The organism is Sphingomonas trueperi, from assembly GCF_011927635.1.
Taxonomy (GTDB): domain Bacteria; phylum Pseudomonadota; class Alphaproteobacteria; order Sphingomonadales; family Sphingomonadaceae; genus Sphingomonas; species Sphingomonas trueperi.
Map to the genome: position 1 here is coordinate 1 of NZ_JAATJB010000010.1, position 19,752 is coordinate 19,752.

The window sequence follows — 19,752 nt, forward strand, 5'->3', positions numbered from 1 at the left end:
CCGAAGCCGAAGCGAACTACTATGCTGCCGCTGAGCAGATCGTTATGGCGGCGTGACTCACATCTAATGGCCTCCGGCAAACCCGGCGCGGTTCACTCCGGGAACGACAGCAGCTATGAATGGGATCTGGCCCGCTGCTTCGAAGAAGCGCGGTGGCGCTTCCCCGAGCGCCCTTGGCCGACCAACGAGATCGTCCGCGAAGGGCTGGACGACTATCTCGCGTTCACGCTCGGGGCGGGGCCGCGTGCCAAGGTTGAGTTCGGGCCCGAGAACGACATCTACAGGGCCGGCATCGAGATGTACGAGCGATGGACCGGCACGTCCGGGCCGGTGAAGCTTGGCGGCACCCTCAAGCCGCGCGACTTCGGCTATGCGTTGTGCCGACACTATACCGCCCTCCAGTCCTTCGACGAAGACGCGCTGGTCGCGGCGGGGCGCAAGATGCTGCGCGCCCATCTCCAAGAGCGGTGGCTCGGCAGCGGACAGTATATCCGTGCGGCCACCTGGCTCAAGATCGTCCATCATCAGCTCGGCGGCGAAGCCGATCCGCGCCAGTGCATCCTGCGCGCCTATGACGACATGCCCGACGTCACGCGTCCGGTGTTCGTCTAGCACCTCGCCCGGCACCGGGGCACGGGCGCGGTTTCGGTCTCGGGCAATCTCTCGAACGGCAAGCGGTCCGGCGCCACGCAGTCGGCAATCGCGAACGGCACGATCACGAACGCTTCGGATGACACCACGAGCGCCGTCTCTAATGCTGGACCAGCTAATCTCAGCTACCCAGCGGCTATGCGGAAGCTGCTGGGCACGTTGCTCGGCAACCGCCTGCCACACTCAGTTGAACCCGGGTTGCGGCCGTTTTGGCGCACTTGCTGCTTGGAGGGGTATTTATCGGGGTGCAGTGCATGGAATGAGCAACATTATTCCATAAATTCCGGTACTTATGTCGATCTTGGGTTGAAAATGGTTCCTGCCCCCGCAACCAATTCCACACATGCCAAACCGCTTCAGGAACCCCTGAGGCGGTTTTTCTGTGCCTGTTCGCCATGGCTGGTGCCGCCAACCCCGGTTTGCGCCGATCGGCAGGCCACTTCCGCGCCACCGGCTTTAGCCGCCGGTTTGACGCGTCTGCGCTTTGCTGTCAGTCCGTTCTGCGACTGCGAAAGGCGACGGGGTGCGGATCGTCATTGTTGATGACAGCGGAGCGCGGGCGTCGGTTCTTGAAGAGGGCCTGCGCGAGGCGGGCTATGACGACATCCATTTCGTGCCGCCGCGCGGGGCGTTTGTCGCCCGGATCGAGCGGATGGCGCCCGACGTCGTGCTGATGGACCTGGGTAGTCCCAGTCGCGACACGCTGGAGGAAATGCTGCTCGTCAGCCGTGCGCTCGCCAAGCCCATCGCGATGTTCGTCGACCAGTCCGACGACACAATGATCGGCGCAGCGATCGATGCGGGCGTCTCCGCCTATGTGGTGGACGGGCTGCGCAAGGATCGCGTGAAGCCGATCCTCGAGCTGGCGGTGCGGCGGTTCACCGCCTTTTCCCGGATGCAGAGCGAGCTGGACGAGGCCCGCACCGCGCTCGCCAATCGCAAGACGATCGACAAGGCCAAGGCGATCCTGATGGCTCAACGCGGACTGAACGAAGCCGATGCCTATGCGCTGCTGCGCTCAACCGCGATGAACCAGGGCCGCCGGCTGGTCGACGTCGCCGAGGCGCTGATCACCGCCAGCAGCCTGCTGGGCGGAGGTGCGGCATGACGCCCGTTCGCGCTGCCTTCCTGCCGCTCACCGACAGCGCGGTGCTGGTCGCCGCGCGCGAAAAGGGGTTCGCCGAGGCGCAGGGGATCGATCTCGAACTCGTAAGGACGACCAGCTGGGCGACCCTGCGCGACCGGCTCGTCTATGGCCAGGTGCAGGCGGCGCAGATGCTGGCCCCGCTGGCCGTGGCAGTGACGCTCGGGCTCAGCCAGCAGCCCGCGGCGCTGTCGGCGCCGTTCAAGCTCAACAGCAACGGGAACATGCTGGTGATGTCCGGCGAGTTCGCGGCCGCGCTGGAGCAGGACTTGCCGGCGCGACTCGCCGATCCGCTGGGCACAGGGCATGATTTCGCCGCGGCGATCGGGCTGTTCAGGCGCAAGCCGATCATCGGCATCGTCCACCGTTTCTCCGGCCACGCGCTGATGCTGCGCTATTGGCTGGGCAGCGTCGGCATCGATCCCGAGCGCGATGTGGTGCTGCGGGTGCTGCCGCCCTCGCTCACCGTCGAGGCGATGCGGCTGGGCGAGATCGACGGGTTCATCGCCGGCGATCCTTGGCCGGCGGCGGCGATCGCGCAAGGCTTGGCCGAGGCCGTGGCGATCGGCGCGCGGATCTGGCAACGCGGCGTGGAGAAGGTGCTGGCGCTGCGCACCGACTGGATGGAGGCGCACGCCGAGACGGTCGACCGGCTGCTCGTGGCGCTGGCGGCGGCGGCGCGCTGGTGCGACGATCCCGCGAACCGTGGCGAGCTGGCGGCGCTGCTCGCCCGCGACGCCTATGTCGGCGAACCGGCCGAGCTGATCGAGGCGGGGCTGGCGGGGCAGGTGATCCCGCGCGCGGATGCGCCGCCGGTCGCGCAGGCGGACTTCCTCCTGTTCCACCGCGAGGCGACGGCCTTCCCCTGGCGCAGCCAGGCGTTGTGGATCTATTCGCAGCTCGTCCGCTGGCATCAGGCGGAGCCCAGCGCCGAAGCCGAGGTGGCGGCCGGCGCGGTGTTCCGGCCCGACATCTACCGCCGCGCGCTGGGCGCGAGCGGCGAAGCGATGCCGGGGGCGAGCATGAAGCTGGAAGGCGCGGTGACGTCGCCGATCGGCGTCGGCGCGCATCGCGGGGCGCTGACGCTTGGGCCCGACCGCTTTTTCGACGGCCGCGTGTTCGATCCGGAGCGGCTGAACGAGTATCTGGCGGGGTTCTCCGGAACACGCTGAACAGCTTAGCCCCTCCTCGTTGGAGGAGAGGCTCTTTAGCAGCCTCGCGCGTGAAACTTCGCACTTGCAGCACGCCGCAATCCGCGCGATGATCCCGGAGTCGCGCAAGGATGCGCGCCCATCGGGAGGGCACCCCAACGCCGGGGACTGCCTCCCCCTCTGAACGCAGCAAAGCCGCTGACCGGATTTCGCTTCCATGCGAACGTCCGGCGAGCGGCTTTTTTCTTGTCCTTTTCAGATCGGCATTGGGGAAGTCATCATGGCAACGGCATTTCTGGATCGAAGCGTGGGTAAACGGGCCATCAAGGCAAGCGACGGCAGCTTCTGGCGCAGCGGGCATTGGCCGACTCTGGTCGCCGCGTTCCTCTATTTCGACTTCGCCTTCATGGTGTGGGTGCTGCTCGGGCCGCTCGCGCCCGACATCGCCAAGACGCTGCATCTCACCGCCGCGCAGAAAGGTCTGATGGTAGCGACGCCGACGCTTGCCGGCGCCTTCCTCCGGGTCGTCAACGGCCTGCTGGTGGACCGGATCGGGCCGAAGCGCTCGGGTGCGATCAGCCAGATCATCGTCATCGGTGGGCTGCTCTCGGCGTACCTGCTGGGCGTGAACAGCTTCGGCGGCACGCTCGCGCTGGGCGTCATCCTGGGCTTTGCCGGCGCGAGCTTCGCGATCGCGCTCCCGCTCGCCAGCCGCTGGTACCCCGCCGAGCATCAGGGCAAGGCGATGGGGCTGGCGGGCATGGGCAATTCGGGTACCGTGCTCGCCGCACTGTTCGCGCCCGCGCTCGCCAAGCTGTTCGGCTGGAATGCGGTGCTGGGGCTGGCCTGCATCCCGCTCGCCATCGTCTTCCTGCTCTACCTGGCGATGGCCAAGGACGCACCCAACGCACCCGCGCCGAAGACGCTGGTCGAATATCTCCACCCGTTGAAGTCGGCGGACGCCTGGTGGCTGATGGGCTTCTACGCCGTCACCTTCGGCGGGTTCGTCGGGCTGGCGGCATCGCTGCCGATCTATTTCACCGACCAGTTCAAGCTGAGCACGATCGTCGCGGGCTATTGCACCGCGGCCTGCGTGTTCGCCGGGTCGCTGGTGCGGCCGCTGGGCGGCGCGCTGGCGGACAGGATCGGCGGCGTGAAGGCGCTGACGGGCGTGTTCCTGGTTGCCGCCGCCGCGCTGGCGGGGGTGAGCGTCGCGCCCACGCTGCCGATGGCGCTCGGCTGCTTCGTCGTCGCGATGCTGGCGCTGGGCACCGGCAACGGATCGGTGTTCCAGCTGGTGCCGCAGCGCTTCCAGGCGGAGATCGGCGTGATGACCGGGCTGGTCGGCATGGCCGGGGGCATCGGCGGCTTCTACCTCGCTTCCTCGCTGGGCCTCGCCAAGCAGCTGGCGGGCAGCTTTGCGCCGGGCTTCCTGATCTTTGCCGGGCTGGCGCTGCTGGCACTGCTGGGCCTGATGCTGGTCAAGGCCTCGTGGCGGGCCCGCTGGACCAGCGGCGCGCGAATCTGATCGGAGAGGAGGGCGGCGCGGTACCAGCCGCGCCGCTCGGTTTCGGGGGAACTTTCATGCGAACCATCTTCTACACGGCGGCCGCGCTGGCTGCCGCCGGGCCCGCTTGCGCGCAAGACATCGCGGTGAAGCCACTGATCGAGGCGCGCTCGCGCTACGAGCATGTCGACCAGGACGGGCTCGACCCGTCGGCCGATGCCTGGACGTTGCGCGTGCGCGCCGGTGCCGAACTCAGCCAGGGCCCCTGGGCGGCGCTGGGCGAGGCGCAGGGCAATCTCGCGCTGGTCGGCGACTATCATGACGGGCTGCACGGGGCCGCGACCCGGCCGCTGGTCGCCGATCCGCAGGACGTCGCGATCTACCGCGCGCAGCTGCAATATCGCACCAAGCCGCTGACGGTGACCGCGGGACGCCAGCGCATCGCGCTCGATGACGAGCGCTTCGTCGGCAATGTCGCCTTTCGCAACAACGCTCAGACCTTCGACGCGGTGCGCGCGGAGCTGGCGCCGCTGAAGGGCGTGAAGCTCGACCTCACCTATGCCTGGGACGTGCGGACCATCTGGGGCACCGACGGGCGCGGCGCGCGCCAGCGGGGCGTGGGCGGTGACAATGTGTTCGCCAATCTCTCGGCGGCAACGCCGATCGGCACGCTGACCGGCTTTGCCTATCTGGTCGACCAGGACGAGGCGGAGGTGCAGGGCTATCGCCTCGCCAGCCAGACCTATGGCGCGCGGTTGGCGGGCAGCCGCGCGCTGGGGCCGAAGGTGAAGCTGGGTTACCAGCTCAGTTGGGCGACCCAGTCGGACTATCACCGCAACCCCAACCGCTACACCGCAGACTATTGGCTGGTGGACGCCACGCTGGACGTGCGCGGCTGGAAGCTGAACACCGGCTATGAGGTGCTGGGCGCAGATAAGGGCGCTGCGCTCACCAGCTTCCAGACGCCGCTCGGCACCAACTTCAAGTTCCAGGGCTGGGCCGACAAGTTCCTGACCACCCCGGCCAATGGCGTGCGCGACCTCTATGCCGGCAGCGGCTATGGCTGGAAGAAGCTGGGCAGGGTGGACGCGCTGACGCTGCAGGCGACCTGGCACCGCTTCGAGAGCGACCGGCTGGGCCAGCATTATGGCGACGAGATCGACCTGCTCGCGACGGTGAAGGTGAAGAAGACGCTGCTGTCGGCGCGCTATGCTTGGTATGACGCCGATCGCCTGGCTACGGATACCAGAAAGTTCTGGCTGCAGCTGGATTGGACCTATTGAGCGGAATCGCTTGAGCGGTTCCGCGAATCGGTTTATGTTGCAACGCGAAGGACAAGGCTGTCCTTCGCACATAGCCACGTCCGCCCGAAGATGGGCAAACGTGGTCCTGTTGATGGCAAAGCCGCCATCCAGCGCTCGGTTCGCAAGATCCGGGCGCCGGATGGCGGCTTTTTTCGTTTTGGAGCGAAGCGGATGGAGTTTCTCGACCCCGGCACGACCCTGGCCGATGACGGCCCCGCACAGGCGACGGCGCCCGCCGAAGCCCGCGAGCATCTCGTCGTCATCGGCAACGGCATGGCCGGATGCCGCGCGGTGGAGGAACTGCTGGCACGCGACGGCACGCGCTTTCGCGTCACCATCTTCGGCGCCGAGCCGCATGTGAACTACAACCGGATCATGCTGTCGCCGGTGCTGGCGGGCGAGAAGACGTTCCAGGAGATCGTGATCAACGATCATGCCTGGTATGCGCAGCACGGCATCGAGCTGGTCGCCGGCGATCCGGTGGTGGCGATCGATCGCGTCGCGCGCACCGTCACCGCGCGTTCGGGCCGCGTCACCGGCTATGACAAGCTGCTGATCGCCACCGGCTCCGATCCGTTCATCATCCCGGTGCCGGGGCACGGGCTGGCCGGCGTGATCAGCTTCCGCGACATGGCCGATGTCGACGCGATGCTCGCGGCGGCGGGCGGGGGCGGCGACGCGGTGGTGATCGGCGGCGGGCTGCTCGGGCTGGAGGCGGCGCACGGCCTCACCCTGCGCGGGATGAAGGTCACCGTGCTCCACCTGATGCCGACTCTGATGGAACGCCAGCTCGACGAGGCGGCCGGCTGGCTGCTCAAGTCGGCGCTGGAGGCGCGCGGGCAGACGATCCTCACCGGCGCGGACACCGCCGCGATCCTCGGCGAGGACAAGGTCGAGGGCGTGCAGCTCAAGGACGGTCGCGTCATTCCGGCCAAGCTGGTGGTGATGGCGGTCGGCATCCGGCCCTCGGTGAAGCTGGCGCGCGAGGCAGGGCTGGCGGTGGGGCGCGGCATCCAGGTCGACGACCATATGGTGACCAGCGATGCCGACGTGCTCGCGGTGGGCGAGTGCGTCGAGCATGACGGCCAATGCTATGGGCTGGTGGCGCCCTTGTGGGACATGTGCCGCAGCCTCGCCGACGGGTTGGTCGCGCGCGCCAATCCCTATCGCGGCTCGGTCACCTCGACCAAGCTGAAGGTCGCCGGGCTCGACGTGTTCTCGGCGGGCGACTTCTCCGGCGGCGAAGGCTGCGAGGACATCGTCCTGCGCGACGCGGCGCGCGGCATCTACAAGCGCGTGGTGCTGAAGGACGATCGCATCATCGGCGCGGTGCTGTTCGGCGACACGGGCGACGGCGGCTGGTATTTCGATCTGCTCAAGAAGGGCGAGGACGTTGCCCCCATCCGCGACGTGCTGATCTACGGCCAGGCCTTCGCCTCGGGAGGGGGGCTGGCGGACCCTAAGGCGGCCGTTGCGGCGCTCTCGGACGATGCCGAGATCTGCGGCTGCAACGGCGTTTCCAAGGGGCAGGTGGTCGCGACGATCGCCGGCGGCGCGTGCAGCCTCGATGCGGTGCGGGCCGGGTGCAAGGCCTCGGCGAGCTGCGGATCGTGCACCGGCGTCGTCGAGCAGTTGCTCGCGCTGACGCTGGGCGAGGACGGCGTCCAGGCCGGCCCGAAGACGATGTGCAAATGCACCAGCTACGGCCATGACGAGGTGCGCCGTGCGATCGTCGAGCAGGGCATGCGCGCCATTCCCGAAGTGATGCAGACGCTGCACTGGTCGACGCCGGACGGCTGTTCCTCGTGCCGCCCGGCGCTCAACTATTATCTGCTCTGCGCGCTTCCGGGCGAATATGTCGACGACCAGCAGAGCCGCTATGTCAACGAGCGGCTCCATGCCAACATCCAGAAGGACGGCACCTATTCGGTGGTGCCGCGGATGTGGGGCGGGGTGACCACGCCCGCCGAGTTGCGCGCGATCGCGGATGTGGTGGAGAAGTACAACGCGCCGATGGTCAAGGTCACCGGCGGCCAGCGGCTCGACATCTTCGGCATCCGCAAGGAGGACCTGCCCTCCGTCTGGGCGGATCTGAACGCGGCGGGGATGGTCTCGGGGCACGCCTATGCCAAGGCGCTGCGGACGGTGAAGACGTGCGTCGGCTCCGAATGGTGCCGCTTCGGCACCCAGGATTCGACCGGGCTCGGCATCAAGCTGGAGCGGGGCTTCTGGGGCAGCTGGATGCCGCACAAGTTCAAGATGGCGGTCTCCGGCTGCCCGCGGAACTGCGCCGAGGCGACAATCAAGGATTTCGGCGTGGTGTGCGTCGACTCGGGCTACGAACTGCATGTCGGCGGCAATGGCGGCATCCATGTCCGCGCCACCGACCTGCTGGTAAAGGTGGCGACGGAGGAGGAGGCGATGCACTTCGCCGCCGCCTTCGTGCAGCTCTATCGCGAGGAAGCGCGCTATCTGGAGCGGACCGCGCCGTGGATCGAGCGCATCGGGCTCGGCTATGTGAAGGCCCGCGTCGTCGAAGACGAAGTAGGTCGCGACGCCCTCGCCGCGCGCTTCTGGCACTCGCAATCCTTCAGCCAGGACGACCCCTGGGCCGATCGCGTCGCCGGCGCCGATGCCGGTCTCCACCAGCCCCTGCTCGCCGCCGCGGAGTGATGCCCATGACCGACTGGATCGATATCGGCACGCTCGCCGACCTGCCGCTGCGGGGCAGCCGCACGCTCACGCTGGGCGGGGAGCCGGTCGCGGTGTTCCGCACCCATGACGACCAGGTCTTTGCGCTGGTAGACCGTTGTCCGCACAAGGGCGGACCGCTGAGCGCCGGGATCGTCCACGGACACGCGGTGGCGTGTCCGCTCCACAATATGCGCATTTCGCTCGCGACGGGGGCTGCCCTGGGAGAGGATGCCGGCTGCACGCCGGTGGTGCCGGTGCGGGTGGAGGGCGAGCGCATCCTGCTCGCGATGCCGGTGCGGGCGGCGGCGTGAGCGAGGCCGTCCGCACCACCTGCGCCTATTGCGGGGTCGGCTGCGGCATCCGCGCGACCGTCACCGACGCGCGCGCCGTCCGCATCGAGGGCGATCCGGAGCACCCCGCAAATCACGGCAGGCTCTGCTCCAAGGGCACGCATCTCGGAGAAACGGTCGGTCTGGAGAGGCGCCTGCTCCACCCAATGATCGGCGATCGCCGTGCGAGCTGGGACAAGGCGCTCGACCTCGTCGCCCGCCGCTTCCGAGAGGCGATTGCCGAGCATGGGCCGGACAGCGTCGCCTTCTACGTCTCCGGCCAACTGCTGACCGAGGATTATTACGTCGCCAACAAGCTGATGAAGGGCTTCATCGGATCGGCGAACATCGACACCAACTCGCGGCTGTGCATGTCCAGCGCGGTCGCCGGGCACATGCGCGCGTTCGGCGAGGATGTGGTGTCGGGCAGCTATGCCGACCTCGATGCTGCCGACCTGATCGTGCTGGTGGGGTCGAACACCGCCTGGTGCCATCCGGTCGTCTACCAACGGATCATGGCGGCCCGTGCCGAGCGCGGCACCAAGCTGGTGGTGATCGATCCGCGGCGTACCGAAACCGCCGAAGAGGCCGATCTGCATCTGCCGCTGCGCCCCGGCAGCGACGTCGCGCTGTTCAACGGCCTGCTCGCGCACTGCCGCGCCGAAGGACTGGCCGATGCCGTGAACCTCGACGCGCCCGAGGGTTTCTGGGAAGCCCTGGGGGACGGGCACGATCTGTGGACCACTGCCCAGACCTGCGATCTCGCGCCGGCCGATCTCCAGCGCTTCTACCAGCTCTTTGCCGCGCATCCGTGCACCGTGACGCTGTTCAGCCAGGGCATCAACCAGTCGATCCGCGGCACCGATCAGGTGAACGCGATCCTCAATCTGCACCTCGCCACCGGCCGGATCGGCACGCCCGGTGCGGCGCCCTTCTCGATCACCGGCCAGCCCAACGCGATGGGCGGGCGCGAGGTGGGCGGGCTCGCCTCGACGCTGGCCGCCCATCGCGGCTTCGGCGATCAGGACATTGCCGAGGTCGGCCGCTTCTGGGCCGCCGAGCGCATGGCGACCAAGCCGGGCCTCAAGGCCGTCGACCTGTTCCGCGCGGTGGGCGAGGGGCGGATCAAGGCGCTGTGGATCATGGCGACCAACCCTGCCGTCTCGATGCCCGATGCCGGGCGGGTGCGGGAGGCGCTGGCCGCGTGCCCGTTCGTCGTCGTGTCGGACGTCGTCGCCGAGACCGACACCAGCGTGCACGCCCATGTCCGCCTGCCCGCAGCCGCCTGGGGAGAGAAGGACGGCACCGTCACCAATTCCGAGCGCACGATCAGCCGTCAGCGCGCCTTTCTGCCGCTGCCCGGGGAGGCCAAGCCCGACTGGTGGATCGTCACCCAGGTCGCCCGGCGCATGGGGTTCCGCACCGCCTTCGCTTATGATCGCCCGGCCGAGATCTGGCGCGAGCATGCCCGCCTGACCGCCTATCGCAACCAGGGCGCTCGCATGCTGGACCTCACGGCCAGGGCCGCAATCGGCAATGAAGCCTATGACGTGATGGCGCCCTTCTCGTGGAACCCGCAGCCCTTCGCCGACCGGCGGTACCCGACCGACAATGGTCGCGCCCGGTTGGTATCGGTTGCGCAGCGCCCGCTCGATGCGCCGCTGCGCAACTGGCCGATGACGCTCAACACGGGCCGCTATCGCGACCAATGGCACACGATGACGCGCACCGGCCTTTCGCCGAAGCTCGCCCGGCACCGCGAGGAGCCGCTGGTCGAAATCCACCCGGAAGACGCCGCTGCGCTTGGCATCGTCGACGGTGCGCTCGCGCGGGTGACGACGCCGCAGGGCGAAAGTCTGTTTCGCGCGGCCCACCATCCCGGCCAGCGCCGCGGCGAGCTGTTCACGCCGATCCATTGGACCGATCAGCAGGCGCGCGGCGGTCGCACGGGAGTGCTTGCGCGCGATCTCGCCGATCCGCATTCGGGCCAGCCGGGCTTCAAGCTCTCGCCTGCTCGGATCTCGCCGGTCGTGGTCGACTGGCGGGGCTTCCTGATCGTGCACGGGGACGCACCGGCCCCGGACTGCCTGTGGGCGACGCGCGTGACGGTACCCGGCGGCGTGATCTACGAGCTGGCCGGGACCGGCGAGCCCGCAGCGCTCGATCGGGGGCTGCCTCGCGGAGAGCGGATCGAGGCGAGCGATCCTGCGCGCGGCACGCTCCGCGTGGGCGTCCTGCGCGACGGCCTGCTTGCCGCGGTGCTGTTCGTCACCCGCCACGGGGAATTGCCGAGCCGCGATTGGCTGATCGGCCAGCTTCACCAGCCACAGGGCCCACAGGTGCTCGCCGGCCGCGCGCCCGGGCGCAGGAGCGACCGCGGGCCCGTACTCTGCGCCTGTTTCGACATCGGTCTGCACAGCATCATCGCCGCGATCCGCGATCAGCAGTTGCAGGACGTCGCTGCGATCGGGGCGGCCCTGGGGGCGGGCACCAATTGCGGATCGTGCCGCCCGGCGCTTGCCCGCATTCTCAACGACATGGCCAAGGAGGTCGCGCATGGCTGACGAATTCCCCGCCGGCAGCGTCTGGCTGGTTGGTGCCGGCCCCGGCGATCCCGACCTGCTCACCCGCAAGGCCGAACGGCTGCTGCGTACCGCGACGATCGTCTTCTACGATGCGCTGGTCGGCGACGGCGTCCTGGCGCTGATCCCCGCATCGGTGCGGCAGGTGCCGGTGGGCAAGCGCGCCGGCCGGCATTCCAAGGAGCAGGGGACGATCAACGACCTGCTCGTCGCCGCAGCGCTGGCGGGCGAGCGGGTGGTGCGGCTGAAGGGCGGCGATCCCTCGATCTTCGGCCGATCGATGGAGGAGTGCTCGGCGCTCGTCCATGCCGGGGTGCAGGTGCGGATCTGCCCGGGCATCACAGCCGCCAGTGCTGCGGCGGCTTCCGCCGGCGTTTCGCTCTCGCTGCGGGGGCTCGCGCGGCGGGTGCAGTTCGCCACTGCGCACAAGCGCGGCGACGCGCCCCTCGATCTGGACTGGGCGGCGCTGGCCGATCCTTACTGCACCACCGTCTTCTACATGGGCCGCAGCGCAGCGGCGGAAATCAGCCGGAACCTTCAGGCCGCGGGGCTATCCGGCGCGACCTCGGTGCTGCTCGCCTGCGATGTCAGCCTCAGCAGCGAGCGGTTGCTGCATACCCGGCTCGATCTTCTGCATATCGCCGTCGCCGGTTTTTCCAACGATCAGCCTACCCTCATCCTGGTGGGCGAGGCGATTGCGGTGGCGAACAGCGCGCAAATGGGCAGCTCCGGATCCAATGGAACCAGTGACGCTATGAGCGCAATTCGGGCTGTGACGGCCTGACCGATGTCGGCTCGCGGTCGAAGCTGCCGTGCGACCGGAGCCCAGGGATGTGGGGCTCTCGTTGACGCCCGTCCAACGGTCGAGCGCCCGGGAGATAAACGCGGGCGATCTCCCGAAGCCGGTCAGGCGCTATATTTTTCTGACAGCACCTCTCCTCGAACTGCCGCATCTCGCGACGTCCCGATGGCCTTCAAGGAAGAGGATTAGCGCGACATCGAATACGGCCGGCCCGCCGCGGGCACCACCGTCCGGTTGGGCGTCGCCTGCATCGCGAAGCGCAGTTCGCCGCCGCGCATCAGCTCCTCGTGCGTCACAAATTGCCGGTCGAGCTTGCGGCCGTTCAGCGTCACGTTGCCGACATAGCGGTTCGCCTCCGACAGCCCCGGCGCGCTCACCGTGAAGCGCTTGCCGTTGGGGAGCGTCAGCGTGGCGCGCTCGAGGAACGGCCGGCCGAGCACATATTGGTTGGAGCCCGGCGCGACCGGGTAGAAGCCCAGCATCGTGAACACCAGCCAGGCCGACATCTGGCCGAGATCGTCATTGCCCGCGAGGCCGTCCGTCGTCGGCTTGTACTGGCTGTCGACGATCTGCTTCAGCCGCTCCTGCGTCCGCCAGGGCTGGCCGGCATAGCTGTACAGATAGGCGACATGGTGGCTGGGCTCGTTGCCGTGGATGTATTGGCCGATCAGCCCGGCGATGTCCTCGGCATGGCTGTAGTCGAGCTTGGAATTGTCGAAATCGAACATCGCGTCGAGCTTGCGGACCACCGCCGCGTCGCCGCCCATCAGGCGAAACAGCCCGGCCTGGTCCTGCGGCACGAACCACGAATATTGCCAGGCATTGCCCTCGGTATAGTCCGAGCCATAGTTGATCGCGGTGGGATCGAAGGGCGTGCGGTACGCGCCGTCGCTCTTGCGGGCGCGCAGGAAGCCGGTCTTCACGTCGAAGCTGTTGCGCCAGTTGGCCGCGCGCTTGTCGAACGTCGCGGCGAGGTCGTAGCGGCCCAGCGCGCGCGCCATGCGGGCGATGGTCCAGTCGTCATAGGCATATTCGACGGTCTTGGAGGCGGCTTCCGGCTCCTTGTCGATAGGGACGTAGCCAAGCTTCTGGTACCAGTCGAGCCCGCCATAGGGGCCGTAGGTGGCGCTGGCGACCATCGCGTCGAGCGCCGCCTTGCCGTCGAACCCGCGCAGGCCCTTGAGATAGGCGTCGGCGATCACCGGCACGGCGTGATAGCCGATCATCGTCCAGGTCTCGCGGCCCTGGAACTGCCAGACCGGCAGGATGCCGAACGGGCTTTCCTGCTGGCTGGCGATCAGCGACTGGATGATGTCGCGGTTGCGCGCCTCAGGCTGGACGAGCAGCAGCAGCGGATGCTCGGCGCGGAAGGTATCCCAGAGCGAGAAGGTCGAATGGAAGGTGAAGCCCTCGGCCTGGTGGACCTGGTCGTCGGGCCCGCGATAGCGGCCGTCGGCGTCGGAGAAGACGCTGGGCGCCATCAGCGTGTGGTAGAAGGCCGAGTAGAAGTTGCGCAGCGCGGTGTCGCTGCCCTGCGCCTCGATCGCGCCCAGTGCCTGCTTCCACGCGGCGGTGGTGCGGGCGTGGACGGCATCGAAGTCGCCGGCCTCGCTGGCGAGGTTGGCGAGCGCGGCATCCTCGTCGACGCTGGACAGCGCGACGCGCAGTTCGAGCGGGCGGTCGAGCATCCCGAAATCGAGACGCGCGACGATCGCGCGGCCCTGCAGCTGGGCGACGCCGTCATCGCCGCGGCCCGGCCCCTGGAAGCCGCGATAGGGCACCTTGCCCTCGGTGTCGACGAAGGCGTGGGTCTTCAGCGGTGCGGAGGGCCGGATCGCGAAGAACAGCTTGCGCGCCGGCGCCCAGCCGCGGGTCTCGCGCGCGCCGGTGATCGTGCCGTCGGGGCGCACCCGTACCGACGACCAGAGGATCTTGCCCGGATAATTGTACAGCGAGCTGCGCAGGTCGAGCACGAGATGCGCCGCCTTGCCGGCCGGGAAGGCATAGCGCTCCACCGCGACGCGGGTGCCCGCGGTCATCTCGGCACGCACGCCCTGGTCCTGCAGCGTCACCGCATAATAGCCCGGCCGCGCCACTTCGTCGGCATGGGTGAAGCGCGAGCGATAGCCCGAGCCCGGCTTCTTGGGGTCGCCCGGCTCCAGCGGCACCGTGTCACCGGCCACCGGCGCGATCAGGAAGTCGCCGAGATCGGAATGGCCGGCGCCCGAGAAGTGGGTCAGCGAAAAGCCCTGGATCGTGGGGTCACCGTGCCGATAGCCCGCGGCGTGGCCATAGCATTCGCGGATCGCGCAGCCGGTATCGGTATCGGGGCTCAGCTGCACCATGCCGAAGGGCGCGACGGCACCGGGGAAGGTGTGGCCCTCGCCGCCGGTGCCAACCAGCGGATCGGCATGCTCATAGCCGGTCTGGGCGGCGAGCGGTGCCGCGAGAAGCGACGTGGCGGCGAGTGCGAGCGCGACGCGCTGAAATGTCCCCTGCATTGCCAAGGCTTAACCGAGCAACGCTCAGGACGGAAGCCCGCCCGCGATCACTCTGCGGCGAGCGGCAGCATCGGCATTTCGCGGCTGGGTGCGGCGACCACGCGGTTCCGCCCGTCCCCCTTGGCCTGGTACAGTGCGGCATCGGCCAGCCCAAGCAGATCGGCGACGGAGCGGGTGCTTTCGGGCATCGATGCGACGCCGAACGAGGCGGAGATCTTGGCGTCGTGGGTGGTCGACAGCGCCTCGATACGCTCGCGCAGGATCTCGGCCTTGGCGCTCGCTTCCGCTATCCCGCATTCGGGCAGGATGACCAGCAACTCCTCGCCGCCATAGCGGCAGGCGACGTCCGAGGTGCGCAGCGCGCTCATGATGGTGCTGGCGGTTTCGCGGAGCACCGCATCGCCGACGGCGTGGCCGAATTCGTCGTTGAGCTTCTTGAAATGGTCCAGGTCGATCATGATCACCGATAAGGGGGTGCCGCTGCGCTCGGTAAGGCCCGCATAGCGGCTGAGCGCGTCTTCCATGTAGCGGCGGTTGTACAGCCCGGTCAGCGGATCGCGCAGCGCCTGGGTGCGCAGCTTCTCGCGCAGCGCGATGTTCGATACCGCCAGCGACATGGCATCGGCGATCACCGCGGCCAGCGGCTGGATACGCTTGAGCTCGGCCACCGGATCGTCGCGGCCGGTGGCGATCTTCAACAGGCCCTGGATCTCGCCATGCGCCGCCATGGGCAGTTCGAGCACCGAGATGCCGGAAAGATGGTGCTCGCAGCGCAGTGCGCCCCGCGTATCGGCGTTCAGGTGCCATTTTCCCCGCTTCAGCGCCCAGCATTGTGCAGGCGTGAGCATCGGGCGCAGAGCCTCGTCCATCGGCCAGTGCCACGCGCCCGAGAGCTCTAGGCGATCGCGCGAATTGTTGAACACGTACAGCGCCGCGCCGAAGCCATCGAGCAGCGAGGAAATCGTCGCTTCCAGCACCGCATTGGCGTCCGGATAGCCGTTGGCGCTCTGCAGCATCTCCGTCATGCGGAACAGATGATTGATCTGCTTGCGCTCGGCATGGGCGCGATCCGCCTCCTCGCGGCGCGACCGCAGCGCCGCCTGAACGCGGGGTGCGCCCGTCACCAGGGCGATCAGCGCCAGGATGCAGCCGCCGATCCCGACGACGTGCAGGATCAATCGGATATCGCCCTGCGGCACAAACGGATGGAGCAGATAGGCGAGCAGGACGGGGAGGAGCGCGAGGATGATAAACCGCGAGCGCCGCAGCATCTGCTGCTCCAATGGGTCAGGGGTCCCGGAAGGAAGGAAAATCTTCACGCGTCGTCATCCGAAATGCTGCCTGGGCCAACGTCGCCCTGGTCCATTATAGATGCGCAGCGGTGAAGATCCCGTTCCCCGGCTGCCCGCGTTTCAGCTTCGCATCGACCCCGTATCGACGAAGCGCTGGTGCCAGGCGAGCGCCTCGCCGGGCAGCATCGGCGTCTGCTTGCCATAGCTGCCGGCCAGCGCGCGCTCGTAATAGTCGCGCAGCATCGGCCTGTAGCTGGGATGGGCGCAGCGTTCGATCACCTGCTCGGCACGCTTGCGCGGCGCGAGCCCGCGCAGATCGGCCAGGCCCTGCTCGGTCACCACGATCTGCACGTCCTGCGCGATGTGATCGACATGGCTGACGTGCGGCACGATCGCGGAGATCGCCCCGCCCTTGGCGGTGGAAGGCGACATGAAGATCGAGATATAGGCGTTGCGCGCAAAGTCGCCCGATCCGCCGATGCCGTTCTGGATGCGCGAGCCCATGATATGGGTGGAATTGACGTTGCCGTACAGGTCGGCCTCGATCATCCCGTTCATTGCCAGGCAGCCTAGGCGGCGAACCACTTCGGGGTGGTTGCTGATCTCCTGCGAGCGCAGCAGGATCCGGTCGCGGAACGTATCGAGATCCTTGTTCAGCCGCTCGGCGGCGTTCGGGCTCAGCGAGAAGGCGGTGCAGCTCGCCATGCGCAACTTCCCCGCCGCCAGCAGGTCGAGCATGCCGTCCTGCAGCACTTCGGTATAGGCGGTGAGGTTTTCGAACGGCGCGGTCAGCAGCCCGGCGAGCACCGCATTGGCGATGTTGCCCACGCCCGATTGCAGCGGCAGCAGCGACGGCGGCAACCGGCCCTTGCCGACTTCATGGCGGAAGAATTCGATCAGGTGCTGCGCGATGGCGAGCGCGCTGGCGTCGGGTGCGGCGAAGGGCAGGTTGCGATCGGGGGCGTTGGTCTCGACCACCGCGATCACCTTGTGCGGATCGCAGCGGAGCGTCGGCTGGCCGATGCGCTGGTCGGGCGCGGTGAGCGGGATGGGCACGCGGTTGGGCGGCAGCGCGGTGCCGTAATAGATGTCGTGCATCCCCTCCAGCGCGGGATTCTGCCAGCTGTTGACCTCGAGGATCACCCGCTTGGCGACATCGAGCCAGGTCTTGTTGTTGCCGACCGAGGAGGACGGGATCAGCGATCCGTCCTCGCGGATGCCGGCGACTTCGATCACCGCGACGTCGAGGGGGCCGAGAAAGCCTTCCCAGGCAAGCGGCGCGACCTGGCTGAGGTGGAGGTCGACATAATCCATCTCGCCGGCGTTGATCTTCTCGCGCGCGATCGGATCGGAATTATAGGGCAGCCGGGCGGAAATGCCGTCGACGCGGGCGAGCGCGCCGTCGAGCTCGGGGCCGGTCGAGGCGCCGGTCCACACCTTCAGCCGCATCGGCTTGCCGGCGGCATGTTCGGCCTCGATCTGCGCGGCGAGCGCGATCGGCACCGCCTTGGGATAGCCGGAGCCGGTGAAGCCGCTCATCCCCACCGTCATGCCGTCGGCAATGAACGAGGCGGCGTGTTCGGCGGTGGTGACCTTTGCGGCCAGTCCGGGATGGGCAATACGCGACATGGATCCTCTCAGAGCTGCATCGTTGGCGGCGATGCAGCCCTACCGAGCCGCGTGCAATTGTTGCAATTACCTACTTGGTACGGGTGGATGCACGCGGCGCATGCGGGACGGCGAGGGCGCGCGCAGCGCGTGACGCTCGGTGACCAGGACCGATCGGCGTCTGCCAAGTGGTTGATCTACGTGAATCGATCGGAACTCCCCCCTTCGGCCGGGGGTTTAGGCGGCCAAGCAGGAGAGAGAATTCCCCATGGCTACCCTCGCGCGCGATTTCGCGCCACGCCTTCGTTCGCAGTTTCTGACCGACAGCTTCCAGCGCGGCCTCGCCCACTGGAATCGGGAGCGGCTGGAGCCCGGCTTCCCGTCCGAGGACTGGCAGCGCCTGTTCGAGCGCGATGTTCGCATGGAGCGGCTGCAGGGCGCGTTCCTGGAAGAGTTGCGTGCCGAGGTGATCGACGAGGCCGCCGCGGCGCCGACCGATGGCGACGGCTTCATCGCCTGGTTCGAGGGGCTGAAGGCGACCGGTCCGGGGCAGGGTGATCCGCTCTTCCCGTGGCTCGCCGAGCAGGCCGATCGAGACCAACTCCGATGGTTCTTCGAGCAGGAGGCCGCCGGCGAGGCAGGGTTCGACGACCTGGTCGCGATGACCCAGGTCAAGCTGCCGACCCGGCCCAAGCTCGAACTCGCGCGCAATTACTGGGACGAGATGGGGCATGGCACCGAAAAGGGCATGCACGGCCCGATGCTCGACGCGCTGGTCGAGACGCTGGCGGTGACGCCGGTGATCGAGAACACCGTGTGGGAAAGCCTGTGTCTCGCCAATGCGATGACCGCGATGGCGAGCAGCCGCCGCTATGCCTGGCATTCGGTGGGCGCGCTGGGCGTGATCGAGCTGACCGCCCCGGGCCGCTCGGCGGCGACCGCCGAGGGACTTAAGCGCGTCGGGCTGAGCCCCAAGGAAGCGCGCTACTTCACGCTGCACGCGGTGCTCGACATCAAGCACAGCGAGGACTGGAACCGCGAGGCGATCCGCCCGGCCGTGGAGGAAGATCCCCGGCGCGCAACCGCGATGGCCGAAGGCGCGCTGATCCGTCTGCGCTGCGGTGCGCGCTGCTTCGAGGCCTATCGCGAGCGTCTCTGGGGCTGACGCGGCCGATGGCGGTTGCTAGGCAGGCTCTATGTTTCGCCTAGCCCTTGCCGCCGCGCTGATGCTCGCGCCCGCCGAAACCCCCGTGCCGCTCCATGCTGGCGGGCGGGTGACCGCCGATGGCCGCTTCGGCTGGCCGGGCGTCTATTTCGAAGGGCGGTTCAAGGGAACGGCGGTGACGGTCTCGGTCGAGGCCGGCACCGACCATCTCGCCATCCTGATCGACGGTGTCGAGCGCGCCGTGCTCCAGAAACCGGGCCGCGTCGAGCGCCGCTTCGACGGGCTGGGCGAGGGCGAGCATGTCATCCGCGTCGAGAAGCTCACCGAGACGCAGAGCGGCTATAGCCGCATGCTCGGCATCACCACGAACGGAACGCCGCTGTCGCCGATCGTCCGGGCGCGGCGCGTGGAGTTCATCGGCGACTCGCACAGCGTTGGCTATGGCGACACCTCGGACAGCCGCACCTGCACGCCCGAAGCGGTGCACGACACGACCAACACCGCGCTCGCCTTCGGCCCGTTGCTCGCCAAGAAATGGGGCGCGGACTACCGGGTGATCGCTTTTTCCGGCCGCGGCGTGGTGCGCAACTATGCCGGGGGCAACCCGGGCGAGACGCTGCCGGTGCTCTATCCGCGCGCGATCCCCGGCGAGCCTGCCGCGGCTGCGCGCGACGGCTGGAAGCCGCAGCTGATCGTCCTCAACCTCGGCACCAACGATTTTTCGACCCCGGTGCATGCGGGCGAGGCGTGGAAGGACGAGGCGGCGCTGCGGGCCGACTATCGGGCGAGCTATGTCGCGTTCGTCCGCCGCTTGCAGCAGGCAAATCCGGGTGCACATTTCCTGCTGATGGGCGCCGCCAATTTCATCGCCGATGTCCGCGCGGTGGCCGCGGAGACGAAGGCCAGCGCTGTGGAAGTGCCGACGCTGGCGCTAACCGGCTGCAACTTCCACCCCTCGCTGGCGGATCAACAGCGCATGGCGGACCTGGTCGAGGCCGCGGTGGGCAAGCCGGACTGAACCT

Annotated in this window: 14 protein-coding genes; 11 read left to right on the forward strand and 3 right to left on the reverse strand. The window is 68.2% G+C overall.

Annotated elements, in window-relative coordinates; genetic code table 11:
- Positions 1-66 precede the first annotated feature (66 nt).
- The 9 genes from GGR89_RS14750 (at position 67) to cobA (ending at position 12,146) form a co-directional block, all read left to right on the forward strand.
- A complete protein-coding gene (locus GGR89_RS14750; RefSeq protein WP_125976239.1) occupies positions 67-612 on the forward strand; it encodes a hypothetical protein in 546 nt (181 codons plus the stop codon).
- Between the two features lie 562 nt (positions 613-1,174).
- Positions 1,175-1,759 carry an ANTAR domain-containing response regulator gene (locus tag GGR89_RS14755; protein ID WP_125976241.1) on the forward strand — a complete coding sequence of 195 codons (585 nt, stop codon included), beginning with the start codon at positions 1,175-1,177 and terminating at the stop codon, positions 1,757-1,759.
- On the forward strand, positions 1,756-2,967 hold the full coding sequence (locus GGR89_RS14760; protein ID WP_125976243.1) for a CmpA/NrtA family ABC transporter substrate-binding protein: 1,212 nt from the start codon (positions 1,756-1,758) through the stop codon (positions 2,965-2,967). Before GGR89_RS14755 ends, GGR89_RS14760 begins: the two co-directional genes overlap by 4 nt.
- A gap of 259 nt (positions 2,968-3,226) precedes the next feature.
- Entirely contained in the window at positions 3,227-4,474 is a 1,248-nt protein-coding gene (locus GGR89_RS14765) for a nitrate/nitrite transporter (protein ID WP_125976245.1), read from the forward strand.
- A gap of 56 nt (positions 4,475-4,530) precedes the next feature.
- Complete coding sequence (locus tag GGR89_RS14770; protein WP_125976246.1) at positions 4,531-5,736, forward strand: alginate export family protein; 1,206 nt, start codon at positions 4,531-4,533, stop codon at positions 5,734-5,736.
- A 192-nt stretch (positions 5,737-5,928) separates the two neighbouring features.
- Positions 5,929-8,430: a nitrite reductase large subunit NirB gene (gene nirB, locus GGR89_RS14775; RefSeq protein ID WP_125976248.1), complete on the forward strand. Its 2,502-nt coding sequence runs from the start codon at positions 5,929-5,931 to the stop codon at positions 8,428-8,430.
- A 5-nt stretch (positions 8,431-8,435) separates the two neighbouring features.
- Positions 8,436-8,762 carry a nitrite reductase small subunit NirD gene (gene nirD, locus GGR89_RS14780; RefSeq protein ID WP_125976250.1) on the forward strand — a complete coding sequence of 109 codons (327 nt, stop codon included), beginning with the start codon at positions 8,436-8,438 and terminating at the stop codon, positions 8,760-8,762.
- Positions 8,759-11,344 (forward strand): nitrate reductase, encoded by a 2,586-nt coding sequence (locus GGR89_RS14785; RefSeq protein ID WP_125976252.1) that lies wholly within the window; start codon positions 8,759-8,761, stop codon positions 11,342-11,344. Before nirD ends, GGR89_RS14785 begins: the two co-directional genes overlap by 4 nt.
- Positions 11,337-12,146, forward strand: a complete 810-nt coding sequence (cobA, locus tag GGR89_RS14790; protein ID WP_125976254.1) for a uroporphyrinogen-III C-methyltransferase — start codon at positions 11,337-11,339, stop codon at positions 12,144-12,146. Before GGR89_RS14785 ends, cobA begins: the two co-directional genes overlap by 8 nt.
- 203 nt (positions 12,147-12,349) lie before the next feature.
- On the opposite strand, the gene GGR89_RS14795 is transcribed toward cobA, so the two are convergent.
- The 3 genes from GGR89_RS14795 to scpC all read right to left on the reverse strand — a co-directional run bounded on the left by GGR89_RS14795 (position 12,350) and on the right by scpC (position 17,586).
- The gene (locus tag GGR89_RS14795; protein ID WP_125976256.1) at positions 12,350-14,665 is read right to left on the reverse strand and encodes a GH92 family glycosyl hydrolase; all 2,316 of its coding nucleotides are present in this window, start codon (positions 14,663-14,665) and stop codon (positions 12,350-12,352) included.
- Positions 14,666-14,712: 47 nt separating this feature from the next.
- On the reverse strand, positions 14,713-15,936 hold the full coding sequence (locus GGR89_RS14800; protein WP_167712993.1) for a GGDEF domain-containing protein: 1,224 nt from the start codon (positions 15,934-15,936) through the stop codon (positions 14,713-14,715).
- A gap of 141 nt (positions 15,937-16,077) precedes the next feature.
- Positions 16,078-17,586 (reverse strand): succinyl-CoA:acetate CoA-transferase ScpC, encoded by a 1,509-nt coding sequence (gene scpC / locus GGR89_RS14805; RefSeq protein ID WP_125976261.1) that lies wholly within the window; start codon positions 17,584-17,586, stop codon positions 16,078-16,080.
- Positions 17,587-17,833: 247 nt separating this feature from the next.
- Here scpC and GGR89_RS14810 point away from each other — a divergent pair, with 247 nt between their 5' ends.
- The gene (locus GGR89_RS14810) at positions 17,834-18,730 is read left to right on the forward strand and encodes an iron-containing redox enzyme family protein (protein ID WP_167712995.1); all 897 of its coding nucleotides are present in this window, start codon (positions 17,834-17,836) and stop codon (positions 18,728-18,730) included.
- 31 nt (positions 18,731-18,761) lie between these two features.
- Positions 18,762-19,748 (forward strand): SGNH/GDSL hydrolase family protein, encoded by a 987-nt coding sequence (locus tag GGR89_RS14815; protein WP_125976265.1) that lies wholly within the window; start codon positions 18,762-18,764, stop codon positions 19,746-19,748.
- Positions 19,749-19,752: the final 4 nt, after the last annotated feature.